Genomic DNA, 15,180 nt, shown 5'->3' on the forward strand with positions numbered 1-15,180 from the left:
TCGATCGAAGCCAAGGAGGCTTCCCATGCCCATCGCCCGAGCCGCCAGAAGGGCCGCCGTCCGACTCGGTGCGGTCGTGCTGACCGGGACCCTGCTCGCCGCCTGCGGATCCGGCGCCGACGGCGCGTCCGACGCCGCCGGCGGCGGGGTCACGCTGACCGTCGACCTGTTCGGCTCGTTCGGCTACAAGGAGGCCGGGCTGTACGCGGAGTACGAGAAGCTGCACCCCGGGGTGACGATCAAGCAGACCGACACGGAGGACGAGCAGGACTACTGGAAGTCCCTCCAGACCCGCCTCGCGGGGGGCGGCGGGCTGGCCGACGTGCAGGGCGTCGAGGTCGGCCGCATCGCCTCCGTCACGCAGCAGCAGGCCGACAAGTTCGAGGACCTGGCCAAGTACGGCGCGAACGACCTCAAGGACCAGTTCGCCGAGGCCAAGTGGTCGGCGGCCACCACCAAGGACGGCCGCGTCCTGGGCCTCGGCACCGACGTGGGTCCCGAGGCGATGTGCTACCGCACCGACCTGTTCGCCGAGGCCGGTCTGCCCACCGACCGCGAGGAACTCGCCCGCGCGTGGGCCACCTGGGACGGGTACCTGGAGCTCGGCAAGCAGTACAAGGCGAAGGCGCCCCGCGGGAGCGCCTGGCTGGACAGCGTGGGCAGCCTCTACACGATCATGATCGGCCAGGAGGAGGAGCGGTACTACGACGCCTCCGGGAAGCTGGTCTACGAGGAGAACCCGGCCGTCAAGGCCGCGTGGGACGCCGCCACCGAGGCCGCCGACGCCGGGCTGAGCGCCAAGCTCGACCAGTGGTCGCCGCAGTGGAACCAGGCCTTCGCCGCCGGGTCCTTCGCGACCATCCCCTGCCCCGCCTGGATGCTCGGCTACATCAAGGGCCAGGCCGGCGACGCCGGAAAGGGCAAGTGGGACATCGCCAAGCTCCCCGGCGGCGCGGGCAACTGGGGCGGCTCGTACCTGACCGTGCCGCGCGCGGCCCAGCACAAGAAGGAGGCGTACGAGCTGATCACCTGGCTGACGGCGCCCGAGCAGCAGGCGAAGCTCTTCCGGAAGCAGGGCAACTTCCCCTCGTCGACCGGCGCCATCGCGAAGGTCGCCGACGCGAAGGACCCGTACTTCTCCGGCGCCCCGATCGGCAGGATCTTCGGTGACGCGGCGAAGGCCGCGCCCGTCCAGGTCCTCGGCGTGCACGACAAGAACGTCGCCGACCAGATCACCAACGCGTTGAGCGAGGTCGAGCGCAAGGGCACGGCGCCCGACAAGGCGTGGGCCAACGCGCGCAAGAGCGTCGCGAACGTCATGGGCTGACGGCCGGCCCCGGCCTCCACCAGCCCGTACCGCCCCGAGCCGGCTCCCGCCGGGCGCTGCCCGTCCGGCGGGGGGACGGCCGGCTCAGGGCCGGAGCGGGAGCGGTCCCCATCGGACCGCCTGCTTCCCGCCCGTCCGCACCGCCCGTCCTATGGGCACTGCCCGTCCTGTCCGCACCGCCCGTCCTGTCCGCACTGCCCGTCCTGTGCGCACTGCCCGTCCTGTGCGCACCGTGCGCACCGCGCGCACTCCGGGTGGGTCCGGCAGCTCCCGGACCCTCCGTACCTTCCGAACCCACGAACCCCCGCCCCCCGTACCTCCCGCAGACCGCTCCCCCGAAGGGCCGCCCCGTGACCCTCACCGCCCCGGCGGGCACCGCCGCGCCTCCGACGCCCCCTCCGGCCAGGGCCGCACGCCCCTCGGCGGTGCGGCGGGCCTGGCGGACCGTCTCGCCATATGCCTTCATCGCCCCGTTCTTCACCCTCTTCGCCGCCTTCGGCCTCTTCCCGCTCCTCTACACCGCGTTCGTCTCGCTCTACCGGGTGGAGTTGCAGACCCCGGGTGACATGGAGTGGCGGGGCCTCGGCAACTACGCGGCACTCTTCGCCGACGAGTTCTTCTGGATCTCGCTGCGCAACACCTTCACCATCGGCGTGCTGTCGACCGTGCCGCAGCTCGTCATGGCGCTCGGCCTGGCGCACCTGCTCAACTACCGGCTGCGCGGCCGGACCTTCTTCCGCACCGCGATGCTGCTCCCGTACGCGACGAGCGTCGCCGCGGCGACGCTCGTCTTCGCGCAGCTCTTCGGCCGCGACTTCGGTCTGGTCAACTACGTCCTCGGGCTGGTCGGCTTCGGCCCGGTCGACTGGCAGACCGGCACGGTCGCCTCGCAGATCGCGGTGTCCACCATCGTCATCTGGCGGTGGACCGGCTACAACGCGCTGATCTACCTGGCCGGCATGCAGTCCATCCCCAGCGAGCTGTACGAGGCCGCGGAGATGGACGGCGCGTCCCGGTGGCGGCAGTTCCTGCACGTCACCCTTCCCGGCTTGCGGCCCACCATCGTCTTCACGGTCGTCGTGTCGACCATCGGCGCCACCCAGCTGTTCGGCGAGCCGCTGCTCTACGAGGGCTCGATCTCCGGCGGCATCTCGCACCAGTACCAGACCCTCGGCCTGTACATGTACGAGCAGGGCTGGGGCTTCTTCCACCTGGGCCGGGCCGCGGCCATCGCCTGGGTGATGTTCCTGCTCATCGTGGTGCTCGTGGGGGCCAACGCCCTCCTCGCGCGCCGCCGCACCCGCAAGGAGGCCCGCCGATGACCACCCGCGCGGGGCGCACGCTGCACGGCGGCAAGGTCGCGTACGCCGTCCTGATCGTCGCCGTCCTCGTCTCGGCCTTCCCCTTCTACTGGACCATCGTCGCCGCCAGCCGGTCCAACGCCGACCTCGCGCAGGTGCCGCCCACGCTGCTGCCCGGCCCCAACCTGCTGCGCAACGTCGAGGCGGTGCTGGAGGAGGCGGACATCGGCACGGCCCTGCTCAACTCGCTGGTCGTGTCCGGGTCCATCACCGTGGGCACCGTGCTGTGCTGCACGCTCGCCGGCTTCGCCTTCGCCAAGCTCCGCTTCCGCGGGCGGGGCGCCCTGCTGACGGTCACGGTCGGCACGATGATGATCCCGCCGCAGCTCGGGGTGATCCCGCTGTTCATGCTGATCGCCGAACTGGGTTGGGTGAACCAGCTCCAGTCGGTGATCCTGCCGGGCCTGGTCTCGGCGTTCGGCGTGTTCTTCATGCGGCAGTTCCTCGTGCAGGCGCTGCCCGACGAGCTCATCGAGGCGGCCCGCGTCGACGGGGCGTCCACCGCGCGGGTCTTCTGGTCGATCGTCGTGCCCATCGCCCGGCCCGGCATGGCCGTCCTCGGCCTGCTGACCTTCATGGCCGCCTGGAACGACTTCTTCTGGCCGATCGTCGCGCTCTCCTCGCAGAACCCGACCGTCCAGGTCGCGCTGCGCCAACTCGGCGGCGGCTACGTCCACGACCAGTCCGTGATCATGGCGGGCACGCTGCTCGGCACACTGCCCGTGCTGCTCGTCTTCGGCCTGCTGGGCCGGCAGATCGTCGGCGGCATCATGCAGGGCGCGGTCAAGGGCTGACCCGCAGCCCGCCGCCGCACCACCCGGCCCCACGGCCGGTTCCTCGCGACCGCCCCGCACCGCCCCGCCCGGTCCTCCGGCGCCCACCTCACACACCTCCGGGAGTTCCCCCCTCATGACCGCTGCCGACGCCCAGTCCCGCCCGCCGGCGGGGCTCGCCTTCCCCACCGGGTTCCGCTGGGGCACGGCCACCGCCGCCTACCAGATCGAGGGCGCCGCCGACGAGGACGGCCGCACCCCGTCCATCTGGGACACCTTCAGCCGCGTCCCCGGCAAGGTCCGCAACGGCGACACCGGGGACATCGCCGCCGACCACTACCACCGGATGGCCGAGGACGTCGCCCTGATGCGGGACCTCGGCGTCACCGACTACCGGTTCTCCGTCGCCTGGCCCCGGGTCCAGCCCACCGGGCGGGGCCCGGCCCTGCAGAAGGGCCTCGACTTCTACCGGCGGCTCGTCGACGAGCTGCGCGCGGCGGGCATCCGGCCCGTCGCCACGCTGTACCACTGGGACCTGCCGCAGGAGCTGGAGGACGGCGGGGGCTGGCCGCACCGGGAGACCGCCGAGCGGTTCGCCGAGTACGCCGCGCTCGTGGCCGGCGCCCTCGGCGACCGGGTCGCCACCTGGACGACGCTGAACGAGCCGTGGTGCGCCGCGTTCCTCGGCTACGCCTCCGGCGTGCACGCCCCGGGCCGTACGGACCCGGCCGCGTCCCTGCGCGCCGCGCACCACTTCAACCTGGCGCACGGGCTCGCCGTGGGGGCGCTGCGGGCGGCGCTCCCCGCGTCGACCGAGGTGTCGCTGACACTGAACCTGCACGCGGTGCGGCCGCTGACCGGCTCGGAGGCGGACGCGGACGCGGCCCGCCGCGTCGACGCGCTCGGCAACCGGGTGTTCCTGGACCCGGTGTTCCACGGGCGGCTGCCCGAGGACCTGGTCGCGGACACCGCGGCGCTGACGGACTGGTCGTTCGTCCGGGACGGCGACCTGGCGGCGGCCTCGGCGCCCGTCGACTCGCTGGGCATCAACTACTACTCCCCCACGGTCGTCGCGGCCGGCACCCACGAGGGCCCGTCGCCCTGGCCGGGCGCGGAGCGGCACGTGCGCTTCGAGCCCGCGCCCGGGCCGCGCACGGCCATGGACTGGCCGGTGGACGCGGACGGCCTGCACGAGCTGCTGACGCGGCTGCGCGACGAGCTCCCGCACGTCCCGCTGATGGTCACCGAGAACGGCGCGGCGTACGACGACTACGCCGACCCGTCGGGCGAGGTCCACGACCCGGAGCGGGTGGCGTACCTGCGCCAGCACCTGGCGGCCGTGCACCGCGCGCTCGCGGACGGCGTCGACGTGCGCGGGTACTTCCTGTGGTCGCTGCTGGACAACTTCGAGTGGGCGTACGGCTACGGCAAGCGGTTCGGCATCGTCCACGTGGACTTCGCGTCGCAGCGGCGCACGCCGAAGGACAGCGCGCGCTGGTACGGGGAGGTCATCGCACGGGGCGGTCTCCCGCGGTGAGCGGGACCCGCCCGGCGTCCCGGCCGCGCCGGTGGGCGCGGCGGGCGCGGCGGGCGAGCGGCAGGTAGCGCAACCGCTCGGGGAGTGCGGGCACCACGGCCCGCACGACCCGGGAGAGCCGGCGCAGCCGCCGCTCCTGGGCCGGCGACCACTCCAGGCCGATCGCCTCGCGGGCGTCGGGCGGCATGAACCCGACGGTGACGAAGGCCCGGAAGCGGGCGAGGCGCGGCCAGACCAGGGGCCACAGGGGGCGCAGCAGCAGCCGCAGCGGCAGGGGCCCGCGGTCGGGCGGCGGCAGCGGGTCGCCCGTCGCCACCAGGTCCCGCACGACGGGGGTGAGCTCGACCTCCTCGGCGAGCATCCGGCGGTAGTACGGCCAGAACTCCTCGACGGTCTGCGGCATGTCGCGGTCACGGATGCCGAGGACGCGCCCCACCCGCAGCCACTCGGCGTACAGCTGCCGTTCCTGCTCCGGGGTCATGGGCCGCACCAGGTAGCGCAGGGCGTGGTGCTGGACGGGGAACCCGGTGGCGTGGACCCAGGCGTAGGTCTCGGGCCGCAGCGCGTGGTACGGGCGGCCGCGGGTGTCCGTGCCCGAGATCGCGCCGTGCAGCCGGCGCAGGCGCCGCCCCTCCTCGGCCGCGGCCTCCCCGCCGTACACCCACAGTTGGAGCGAGCGCAGGGAACGCTCCCCGCGGCCCCAGGGGTCGGTGCGGAAGACGGAGTGCTCGTCGACGCCGGCGCCGACCGCCGGGTGCGCGACCTGGAGGGCGAGGGCGGCGGGCAGCATGAGCAGGCCCCTGACGTCCCCCGCGAGGCTCCACAGGACCCCGCCGGGAGGCGGCGGCTGCGGGTGTGCGGGGGGTGTCGTCATGGGTGCCGCTCCAGGTCCGTCCGGTGTCCGCGGGGTGGACCTCCAGTATGCGATCGGTGGCGGTACGGGGGGTTCCGGGGTCCCGGCGGGCGCGGAGGGGAGGGTTCTCCGGCCCGCCCGGTCTCCGCAAGATCTCCTCCACCCGGGATCTACCGGAGGGTAACCGCGGCTGCTTTGATGTGCCGCGCCGAGACCCGCCCCACGTCCCCGGGAGTCCCCGTGCCGCGCCCCGCCCACCCCTCCGTACCGTGCTCCGCCCGTGCGTCCGCGCCGCGCCCCGCCGGCCCGTCCGTCGCGCGGCCCGCTCCGCGCCGCGCGCCGCGCGCCGTCCTGGCGGGCGCGGTGTCCGCCGCGCTCGCCGCGCTCTCCCTCACCGCCGCGGCCCCGCAGGCGGCCGCCGCCCCGGAGGCGACGCCCCGCCTCACGGTCCTCACGTACAACGCCTTCCTCTTCAATCGCGCCCTGTACCCCAACTGGGGCCAGGACCACCGGGCGAAGGCGATACCCGCGGCGCCGTTCTTCCAGGGCAACGACGTGGTCGTCGTCCAGGAGGCGTTCGACAACACCTCCTCGGACGCGCTGCGCCGCAACGCCTCGGCCCGGTACCCGCACCAGACGCCCGTCATGGGCCGCGGCACGTCCGGGTGGGACGCGACGGGCGGCGCCTACTCGTCGACCACGCCGGAGGACGGCGGGGTGACGGTGCTCAGCAAGTGGCCGATCGTCCGCAAGGAGCAGTACGTCTACAAGGACGCGTGCGGCGCGGACTGGTATTCCAACAAGGGCTTCGTCTACGCGGTCCTCGACGTCGGCGGCTCCCGCGTCCACGTCGTCGGCACGCACGCCCAGTCGACGGACCCCGGCTGCGCGGCGGGCGAGGCGGCGCGGGTGCGCTCCCGGCAGTTCCGGGCGCTGGACGCCTTCCTGGACGCGAAGGCCATCCCGGCCTCCGAGCAGGTGATCGTGGCGGGCGACCTGAACGTCGACACGCGGACGCCGGAGTACGCGACGATGCTCGCCGACGCGGGCCTGGCGGGCGCGGACGCCCGCACCGGCCACCCGTACTCGTTCGACACCGCGGAGAACTCCATCGCGGCCGAGCGCTACCCCGACGACCCGCGCGAGGACCTCGACCACGTCCTGCACCGCGCGGGCCACGCCCGCCCGGCGGGCTGGACGAACCACGTGCTCGCGGAGCGCAGCGCGCCGTGGACGGTGTCGAGTTGGGGCCGCACCCACACGTACACGAACCTCTCCGACCACTACCCGGTCACGGGCCACGCGGCCCCCTGACGGGCGGAGCCGGCCTTCCGGTCGTCCCGACCGCTCGGCCGGTCCAGCCGCACCGGCGGACCGGCCGGACCGGCCGCCGTCCGGCGCCGGTCTCCTGGCTCCTGGCTCCTGGCTCCTGGCTCCTGGCTCCGGGATCCGGGCGGTCGGCCCGGTCGGGTGTGCCACGTCCACTGCCGCGCGGAGGCCGGGTCCGCGCGGCGCCCGCCGTCCTCTACCCGAGCGTGAGCATCGCCTCGGCGACCTCGCCGACCGCCGCGTCGGGGATCGTCGTGGCGGCCTCCTCCAGGACGAGCAGCCGTGCCCCGGGGATCTCACGCGCGATCGCCTCGCCGTTGCCGACGGGGAAGAACGGGTCGCGGCGGCCGTGGACGACGAGCGTGGGGACCTCGATCCCGGGCAGGCGCTCGCGCCAGCGGGGTCCGCAGTCGAGGCGGGAGAACACCATGCCCAGTTGGTTGGCCGTCTGGACCGGTGGCGCGGTGCCGGGCGTGCGGTCCCAGACGCGCGCGGCGACCGCGCGCGCGGCGGCGGGGTCGTCCCCGAGGATCTCCGCGCCGGCGGCGGCGAACCGCGCGACCGCCTCGCGGTCGGCCCAATCGGGCAGCGGACGCGTGAACAGCCGGCTCATCGACGCCTGGTCGTGGTCGGGGAGGTCGTCGTCGGGCGGGCCAGGGGCGACCGCACGGGTGCCGACCAGGGTGAGCGCCGAGAACGCGCCCGCATGGTCCAGCGCGGCCACCTGGGCGACCATCCCGCCGACACCGATCCCCGCGAGGTGCGCGGGCCCGCCGCCGAGCGCGTCGGCAAGGGCCGCCGCGTCGGCAGCGAGGTCGCGCAGGGTGTAGGCGGGCGCCTGCGGATCCTCCGTCGTCGACTCCCCGCTGTCGCGCAGGTCGTAGCGCACCGCGCGGCGCCCGCCGGCGGCGAGGCGCTCGCACAGCGCGTCGGGCCAGGAGAGCATCGTCGTCCCGCCCGCGAGCAGGACGAGCGGCGCGTCCCGGGCACCGAACGACTCGATGCCCAGGGCGGTCCCGTTGGCGTGGACAGTGGTCATCGGATCACCGGGAGAGGTCGTAGGTGAGGTGCGTCGCGGTCGACGTCGGGAGCACGCCGCGCTGCACCAGGGTGCGTGGCGCTCCGCCGGTGAACAGAGGTGTCCCGGCGCCCAGGACGACGGGTGCGAGGTGCAGCGTCAGTACGTCGACCAGCCCGGCGTCGAGCGCCGAGGCGATCGTGGCGCCGCCTCCCATGAGGACGACGTCGAGGTCCTTGCCGCAGTCCGACGACGCCGCCTCGGCTCGCTCGCGGGCGGCGGCGACGGCGTCGGGCAGACCGGTCGTGACGAACGTCCAGTCGAGGCCGGTGGTCCGCACCGACTCCGGCGGCGAGCTCGTCACGACGACGAACGCGGGCCTGCCGACCTCGCCGGCGCCGTAGCCGGAGGTGTCGTCCCAGCCCTCCGGTCCGTCGACCACGTCGAAGAGGCGGCGACCGAGGACGACGGCGCCCGAGCGGGCGGTCCCCTCGCGCAGGACCCGGCGGTCGTCGGGGTCGTCCGAGAACGCCCACGTGTGCAGGGCCTCGCCACCCGTGCCCAGACCGTTGTCGGGGCCCGGGTCGGGTCCGGTGACGAAGCCGTCGAGAGAGACCGAGATGTCAGCGATGGTGCGCGTCATACCAGGGCAGACCCGATCCGCCGCCCAAACTCATCGCTCAGGCGTGAGGGCGTGGCGGACGCGCCCCCCGGGGCCGGTCCGCAGGGAGGAGGACCGCGCCGTGGACGTGGGGTCGAGGGTCAACGGCTGCGGCGGGGGTCCCTGCGCATGCACCAGGTGCGGGGGCCTCCGTCGGGGAGCCGGACGTCGGCCGTGACCCCGAAGCCGAGGCGCTCGTAGAAGCGCACGTTCCGCTCGCTGGAGGTCTCCAGGAACGCCGGGTACCCGGCCCGCGCAGCCGCCTCGATGCCAGGGGCCAGCACCGCGCCGCCGAGGCCCCGCCCCTGGGCTCCGGGAGCGACCGCCACCGTGGCGAGGAACCAGACCGGCTCCTTCGGCCGGTGCGGGGCGACGGCCCGCTCCGCGGACTCGTAGGCAGCCGCCCGGTCACCGGTCAGGTCACCGAGCAGGGGGCCGATCTCCGCGAAGGCGGGCGAGGGGTCCCGGTCGGGGGTGGACCAGACGGCGACGGCCCGCCCCGCGTCGGCCACCCAGACACGGCCGTACACCATGCCGACGCGGGTCAGGCACAGCTCCTGGAAGCGGCGGATCCGCTCCTCGTGGTCCTCCGCGGCGATCACGTGCCGCGTGTAGGGGTAGTCGGCGAAGGCCCGCGTGAGGGTGTCGACCGCCGTCGGGACGTCGGCGTCGGCGAGGGGGCGTACGGACGTGTCGTCAGGGTGCCGGGGCATACCCCGGGAACGATCTCGGTGAGGAGACGGTTCCCGCGCGCCCGCGCGCCCTTCCCGCACCCTTCCGGCGTCCTTCCCGCACGCGGCGGATAGCATCGGCGCGTGAAGACCTACCGGCACGCCGTCCTGCCGCCGCTCTGCGCCTGATCGGGCGCAGACACCGACGGCTTTGACCTCCGTCCCCGACCGGCCCGCAGGGCGGTCAGGGGTTCCTGTCGTGCGCCCGTTTCGGATCAGTCCACTGACGCATTCGACGACGGAAGATCACGACAGTGCCGAACCGCACGTCCCCCCTGACTCCCGCGCGCCCGGCGACCGCCGGCCCGCGCCCCTCCCGCACCGGTGTCCTCGGCGGCCCCGCGCCCATCCTCGGCTCGGCCGTGCTGTGGGGCACGACCGGGACCGCCGCGTCCTTCGCCCCGGCCGGCGCGTCGCCGGCGACCATCGGCTGCGCCGGTCTCGTCCTCGGCGGCATCCTGCTGTTCCTCACCTCCCGGGGCGCCCGCTCGCTGCCGGCCGCCTGCACGCCCCGCGAGCGGCGGCTGCTGGCCCTGGGCGCGGTGGCGGTGGCGGGGTATCCGGTCACCTTCTACCCGGCGACCGCCCGGACCGGCGTGGCGGTGGCCACCGTGATCGCGTTGGGGAGCGCCCCGGTCTTCGCCGGACTGCTCTCCTGGGCCACCGAACGGACCCGGCCCACCACCCGCTGGACGGCCGCCACCGCGGCCGCCGTCCTGGGCTGCGCCCTCCTGGTGCTGGGTCCCTCGCTCACCGCCCGCGCCACACCGGTGGACCCCGCGGGGGTGGCGCTGGCCGCGTGCGCCGGGCTGTCCTACGCCGCCTACGCCCTGGTCGCGGCCCGGCTCATCAGCCGCGGGAGGCCCTCCGGCGCGGTGATGGGCGTGCTGTTCGGCGGGGCGGGGCTGCTGGTCACGCCGCTCGTGCTGACGCTGGGCGTGCACTGGCTCGCCACGGCGCGCGGCGCGACCGTGGCCGTGTACCTGGCCGTGTTCACCGTCTACCTCACCTACCGGCTCTACGGGCGCGGGCTGCGCCACACGTCGGCGTCGGTGGCCACGTCGCTGACCCTGCCCGAGCCCGCCGTCGCCGCGGTCCTGGGCGTCACCGTGCTCGGTGAACGCCTGCCGGCCTTCTCCTGGTGCGGGCTGGCCGTCCTGACCGGGGGCCTGGTCCTGCTGACCGTGCCCGCCGGCGCCGGCAGCCGGGGCGGTAGCCAGGCGGGCGCCACGGCGGCGGCGCCCCTTCCGTCAGGGCTCGTACACGTACGGGGTCGTGGTGGAGAGGGTGGTGAAGCCCAGGCGGTGCAGGATGGGGCGGCTGTCGGCGGAGGCGTCGACCTGGAGCCAGTCGTAGCCGCGGGCGGCGGCGGTGCGGGCGCGGTGGGCCACGAGGGCGCGGTAGACGCCCCTGCCGCGCCACTCCGGTACGGTGCCGCCGCCCCACAGGCCGGCGAAGGGCACGCCGGGGAGCATCTCCAGGCGGGCCGAGCTGATCGGCCGGTCCCCCGCCACGGCGAGGACGACGGCGACCGTGTCCGGCCGGTCCACGAGCTGGGCGAGCAGCCGCTGCCGCAGCAGGGTGCCGTCCGTGCCGAACGCCCGCTCGTGGACCTCCGCGACGAGGTCCATCCCGGCCGCGTCGGTGACCGGGAGGAGCTCGACGCCCTCGGGCGGCGCGGTGTCGGTGGCGGCGCCGGCCGTCCCGGCGACCATGAGCGCCTCCGGGGGCTCGGCCCGGAAGCCGGCGGCGACGAGCCGGTCTGCGAGGTCGGCCGGCTCGTCGTGGGCGTACAGCTTCCACTCGAAGTCGCGTCCGAGGGCGGTGTAGTGGCGGATCTGCTCCTCGACGGCCCGGTCCGCCGTCCCGGCGGTCAGGCCGCTCCACAGCACGCCGTTCCACGCCTCGGCGGGGCCCGTCTGCCGGACGACCTCCCCCACCCGCTCCACGCGGCAGCCGGGCCCGTCGGGCCGGGCCTCCCGCCTCATCCACCGGTCGTACAGCGCGCGTACCGCTTCCTCGTCCATGGGGGCAGCCGACCACCGCGGGCGCGGGGCGGCAACGGATTTTCACCGGGCCCGCCATGGGGTACGTTGAACGTGTTCAAATACTTCGTCGAACGGGGGCAGGCACCATGGACACCGCACTGGACGGACGGCCGCGGCGGGTACACGGGATCCAGCGCTTCGTCGCGATCCTGGCCGCACTGGCGACCCTACCCGCGCTCGTCCTGGGCTTCGACGCCGGCCTCGGCGGGCTCTTCCTCGTCACGGCCCTGCCCGTCGCGGTGCCCCTCCTGCTCCTGCGCCACCCGCGCGCCTTCGGCTGGACGTGCGCGCTGCTGGGGCTCGCCCTCGCGGTGTGGGGCTTCGTGGGGGCCACGGGCGGGATGTTCCTCTTCCTCCCCACCGCGGTGCTGCTCATGATCGCCCCCGCCGTCGGCCCCCGCTGACCCATCGACCGCCCGCGGTCGCGCCGCGACGGGGGCGGCGCCGTGGGGCGGGCCACGGGGGGCGCGGCGCTCGCGGGGTTTCACAGGGGTGGTGCGACAGCAATACTGTTGCACCAGTGCGACACCAGCGTGGAAGCGAGGGCCCCTTGGCGACCGAGACGCAGCAGCCGGCGTTCACCGTGGACGAGCTCGCGGCCCGGGCCGGCGTCACCGTCCGGACGATCCGCTTCTACGGCACCCGCGGACTGCTCCCGCCGCCGGTCCTCGGTCCCCGCCGGGTGGGGCGGTACGGGCCCGAACACCTCGCGCGGCTGGCACTGATCGAGGAGCTCCAGCACCAGGGCATGACGCTCGCCGCGATCGAGCGGTACCTGGAGCAGCTGCCGCCCGACGTGAACGCGCAGGACCTGGCGATCCACCGGGCGCTGGTGGCGACCTGGGCGCCGGACTCCGTGGAGCGGCTGACCCGCGCCGAGCTGGAGCGGCGGGCCGGGCGGCGGCTGACGGACGCCGACATGCACCTGCTCGCCGCGATGGACGTGCTGACCGGCCCAGACGAGGACGGGACCCTGCGCGTCGACCTGGGGCTGCTGCGCCTCGGCGTACAGCTGCTCGACGTGCCGATCCCGCACGCGACGATCGTCGCCGCCCGCGCGGTGCTGGTGGAGCACACGCGCGAGGCGGCGCACGAGCTGACCCGGCTCTTCCGCGACGAGGTGTGGAGCCCGTACCGGGAGCGGGAGGCCGACCCCGAGGACCCGCAGCACGTGCGGGCGATGAAGTCGCTCTCCGCGCACATGCAGCCGCTGGTGGTGCAGGCGCTGGTCACCGCCTTCCAGCGGTCGCTGACCGAGGAGCTCCGGGCCGCCTTCCGCGCCCCGGAGTGACCGGCCCGCCGCCCGGTGGTCTCCCCGGGCGGCTCCGACCGTCGCGTCAGTCCGTGAACGTCTGCCCCCGCTCCGCCTTCCGCACCAGCAGCGCCGGCGGCTCGAACCGCTCGCCGTACCGCGCGGCCAGCTCCCGCGCCCGCGCCACGAAGCCGGGCAGGCCGCCCTCGTAGCCGTTGACGTACTGCAGGACGCCGCCGGTCCAGGCGGGGAAGCCGATGCCCATGACGGAGCCGATGTTGGCGTCGGCGACCGAGGTCAGCACGCCCTCCTCCAGGCAGCGCACCGCGTCGAGCGCCTCGGAGAAGAGCATCCGCTCCTTCATGTCCTCGAAGGGGACCTCCGCCCCGGTGCGGGTGAAGTGCTCGCGCAGACCGGGCCACAGGCCGGTGCGGCGGCCGTCCGCGTCGTAGTCGTAGAAGCCGGCGCCGCCGCTGCGGCCCGTGCGGCCGAACTCGTCGACCATGCGGTCCACGACGGCCTCCGCCGGGTGCGCGGTCCAGGTCCCGCCCGCCTCCTCCACGGCGCGCCGCGTCTCGCCGCGGATCCGGCGGGGCAGCGTCAGCGTCAGCTCGTCCATGAGGGACAGCACCTTGGCCGGGTAGCCGGCCTGGGCCGCCGCCTGTTCGACGGAGGCCGGCTCGACGCCCTCTCCCACCATCGCGACGCCCTCGTTCAGGAACCGGCCGATCACCCGGGAGGTGAAGAAGCCGCGCGAGTCGTTGACGACGACCGGCGTCTTGGAGATCTGCCGGACCAGGTCGAAGGCGCGGGCCAGGGCCTCGTCGCCGGTCCGCCCGCCCCGGACGATCTCCACGAGCGGCATCTTGTCGACGGGCGAGAAGAAGTGCAGGCCCACGAAGTCGGCCTGCCGCTCCACGCCCTCCGCGAGGACGGTGATCGGCAGCGTGGAGGTGTTGGAGCACAGCAGGGCATCGGGCGCCACGACGCCCTGCACCTCCTGGAACACCTTGTGCTTGAGGGCGGTGTCCTCGAACACGGCCTCGATGACGGCGTCGCACCCCGCGAGGTCCGCCACCTCGGCCGTCGGGTGGATGCGGGCGAGCAGTGCGTCCGCCTTCTCCCGGGTGGTCCGGCCGCGTTCGACCGCCTTGGCGCAGAGCTTCTCGGAGTACGCCTTGCCCTGGGCGGCGGCCTGTGCGGACACGTCCTTGAGGACCACCTCGATGCCCGCCTTCGCGCAGGCGTAGGCGATGCCCGCGCCCATCATCCCGGCGCCGAGGACGGCGGCCCTGCGGACCGTGTGGGGCTCCACGCCCTGCGGGCGGCTCCGCCCGGCGTTGACGGCCTGGAGGTCGAAGAAGAACGCCTGGATCATGTTCTTCGCGGTCCGGCCGGTGACGAGTTCCGTGAAGTAGCGGGACTCGATGACGCAGGCGCTCTCGAAGTCGACCTGGGAGCCCTCGACGGCGGCGGCGAGGATGTTGCGGGGCGCCGGGTAGGGGGCGCCGTTGAGCTGCTTGCGCAGGTTCGCCGGGAAGGCCGGCAGATTCGCCGCGAACTTCGGCTGCGCCGGGGTGCCGCCGGGGATCCGGTAGCCCGGGACGTCCCAGGGCTGGCGGGACTCGGGGTGGGCGTCGATGAAGGCGCGGGCCTGGGCCAGCATGGACTCGGGCGAGTCGGCGACCTCGTGGACCAGGCCGTTCTCCAGGGCGCGCCGGGGCGAGTACTGCCGGCCCTGGAGGAGGACCTTCAGCAGCGCGTCGGCGATGCCCATGAGGCGGACGGTGCGGGTGACGCCGCCTCCGCCGGGCAGCAGGCCGAGCGTGACCTCGGGCAGGCCGATCTTCGAGCCGGGCGCGTCCAGGGCGATCCGGTGGTGGGAGGCGAGGGCGATCTCGTAGCCGCCGCCGAGCGCCGCGCCGTTGATGGCGGCGACGACGGGCTTGCCGAGGGTCTCGATGCGCCGCAGCGAGCGCTTGATCTCGTTGGTGGCGTCGAAGATCCGCTGGGCGTCGGCCGGGCCCGCCCGCATCATGTCCCTGAGGTCGCCGCCGGCGAAGAAGGTCTTCTTCGCCGAGGTGTAGACGATGCCGCGGATGGAGTCCCGCTCGGCCTCGCACCGGTCGGCGACCGCCGCGATCGACTCGCGGAACGCCTGGTTCATGGTGTTGGCGGACTGCTCCGGGTCGTCGAGGACGAGGGTGACGACACCGGTCTCGTCCTGTTCCCAGCGGATGGTGGAACGCGTCGGCAGGGCGGTCATGGATGCTTCTCCGTAACGGGGTTC

13 protein-coding genes and 1 pseudogene are annotated in these 15,180 nt (G+C 74.5%); 8 read left to right on the forward strand and 6 right to left on the reverse strand.

What is annotated here, in order from left to right; genetic code table 11:
* The first annotated feature begins 25 nt into the window (after window positions 1–25).
* The 4 genes from ACF053_RS03640 to ACF053_RS03655 all read left to right on the forward strand — a co-directional run bounded on the left by ACF053_RS03640 (window position 26) and on the right by ACF053_RS03655 (window position 4,998).
* The gene (locus ACF053_RS03640) at window positions 26–1,327 is read left to right on the forward strand and encodes an ABC transporter substrate-binding protein (RefSeq protein WP_391952283.1); all 1,302 of its coding nucleotides are present in this window, start codon (window positions 26–28) and stop codon (window positions 1,325–1,327) included.
* A gap of 350 nt (window positions 1,328–1,677) precedes the next feature.
* Window positions 1,678–2,649: a carbohydrate ABC transporter permease gene (locus tag ACF053_RS03645; protein ID WP_391952284.1), complete on the forward strand. Its 972-nt coding sequence runs from the start codon at window positions 1,678–1,680 to the stop codon at window positions 2,647–2,649.
* Entirely contained in the window at window positions 2,646–3,482 is an 837-nt protein-coding gene (locus ACF053_RS03650) for a carbohydrate ABC transporter permease (protein ID WP_391952285.1), read from the forward strand. The genes ACF053_RS03645 and ACF053_RS03650 overlap by 4 nt, the downstream gene beginning before the upstream one ends.
* Before the next feature lie 115 nt (window positions 3,483–3,597).
* On the forward strand, window positions 3,598–4,998 hold the full coding sequence (locus tag ACF053_RS03655; protein ID WP_391952286.1) for a GH1 family beta-glucosidase: 1,401 nt from the start codon (window positions 3,598–3,600) through the stop codon (window positions 4,996–4,998).
* Here ACF053_RS03655 and ACF053_RS03660 read toward each other — a convergent pair.
* The gene (locus ACF053_RS03660) at window positions 4,970–5,872 is read right to left on the reverse strand and encodes an oxygenase MpaB family protein (RefSeq protein ID WP_391952287.1); all 903 of its coding nucleotides are present in this window, start codon (window positions 5,870–5,872) and stop codon (window positions 4,970–4,972) included. The genes ACF053_RS03655 and ACF053_RS03660 overlap by 29 nt on opposite strands.
* A gap of 330 nt (window positions 5,873–6,202) precedes the next feature.
* Here ACF053_RS03660 and sph point away from each other — a divergent pair, with 330 nt between their 5' ends.
* Window positions 6,203–7,165, forward strand: a complete 963-nt coding sequence (gene sph / locus ACF053_RS03665; protein ID WP_391952633.1) for a sphingomyelin phosphodiesterase — start codon at window positions 6,203–6,205, stop codon at window positions 7,163–7,165.
* 211 nt (window positions 7,166–7,376) lie between these two features.
* Here sph and ACF053_RS03670 read toward each other — a convergent pair whose 3' ends face one another.
* The 3 genes from ACF053_RS03670 to ACF053_RS03680 form a co-directional block, all read right to left on the reverse strand.
* Complete coding sequence (locus tag ACF053_RS03670) at window positions 7,377–8,219, reverse strand: alpha/beta fold hydrolase (protein ID WP_391952288.1); 843 nt, start codon at window positions 8,217–8,219, stop codon at window positions 7,377–7,379.
* 4 nt (window positions 8,220–8,223) lie between these two features.
* Window positions 8,224–8,841: a dihydrofolate reductase family protein gene (locus ACF053_RS03675; protein WP_391952289.1), complete on the reverse strand. Its 618-nt coding sequence runs from the start codon at window positions 8,839–8,841 to the stop codon at window positions 8,224–8,226.
* A 119-nt stretch (window positions 8,842–8,960) separates the two neighbouring features.
* On the reverse strand, window positions 8,961–9,572 hold the full coding sequence (locus ACF053_RS03680) for a GNAT family N-acetyltransferase (protein WP_391952290.1): 612 nt from the start codon (window positions 9,570–9,572) through the stop codon (window positions 8,961–8,963).
* 380 nt (window positions 9,573–9,952) lie between these two features.
* Here ACF053_RS03680 and ACF053_RS03685 point away from each other — a divergent pair.
* Window positions 9,953–10,714, forward strand: a pseudogene (locus ACF053_RS03685) (DMT family transporter); the annotation flags it as partial.
* A gap of 126 nt (window positions 10,715–10,840) precedes the next feature.
* Here ACF053_RS03685 and ACF053_RS03690 read toward each other — a convergent pair.
* Window positions 10,841–11,617, reverse strand: a complete 777-nt coding sequence (locus ACF053_RS03690; protein WP_391952291.1) for a GNAT family N-acetyltransferase — start codon at window positions 11,615–11,617, stop codon at window positions 10,841–10,843.
* Window positions 11,618–11,724: 107 nt separating this feature from the next.
* On the opposite strand from ACF053_RS03690, the gene ACF053_RS03695 reads away from it, so the two are divergent.
* A complete protein-coding gene (locus ACF053_RS03695; RefSeq protein WP_391952292.1) occupies window positions 11,725–12,042 on the forward strand; it encodes a hypothetical protein in 318 nt (105 codons plus the stop codon).
* Window positions 12,043–12,188: 146 nt separating this feature from the next.
* Window positions 12,189–12,929 carry a MerR family transcriptional regulator gene (locus ACF053_RS03700; protein ID WP_391952634.1) on the forward strand — a complete coding sequence of 247 codons (741 nt, stop codon included), beginning with the start codon at window positions 12,189–12,191 and terminating at the stop codon, window positions 12,927–12,929.
* Window positions 12,930–12,975: 46 nt separating this feature from the next.
* Here the strand turns inward: ACF053_RS03700 and ACF053_RS03705 are convergent, their stop codons facing one another.
* Window positions 12,976–15,156, reverse strand: coding sequence for a 3-hydroxyacyl-CoA dehydrogenase NAD-binding domain-containing protein (locus tag ACF053_RS03705; protein WP_391952293.1), 2,181 nt, complete (start codon window positions 15,154–15,156; stop codon window positions 12,976–12,978).
* Between the last annotated feature and the right edge of the window lie 24 nt (window positions 15,157–15,180).

The sequence above is a fragment of the Streptomyces kanasensis genome (assembly GCF_043077165.1).
Classification (GTDB): Bacteria; Actinomycetota; Actinomycetes; order Streptomycetales; family Streptomycetaceae; genus Streptomyces; species Streptomyces changanensis.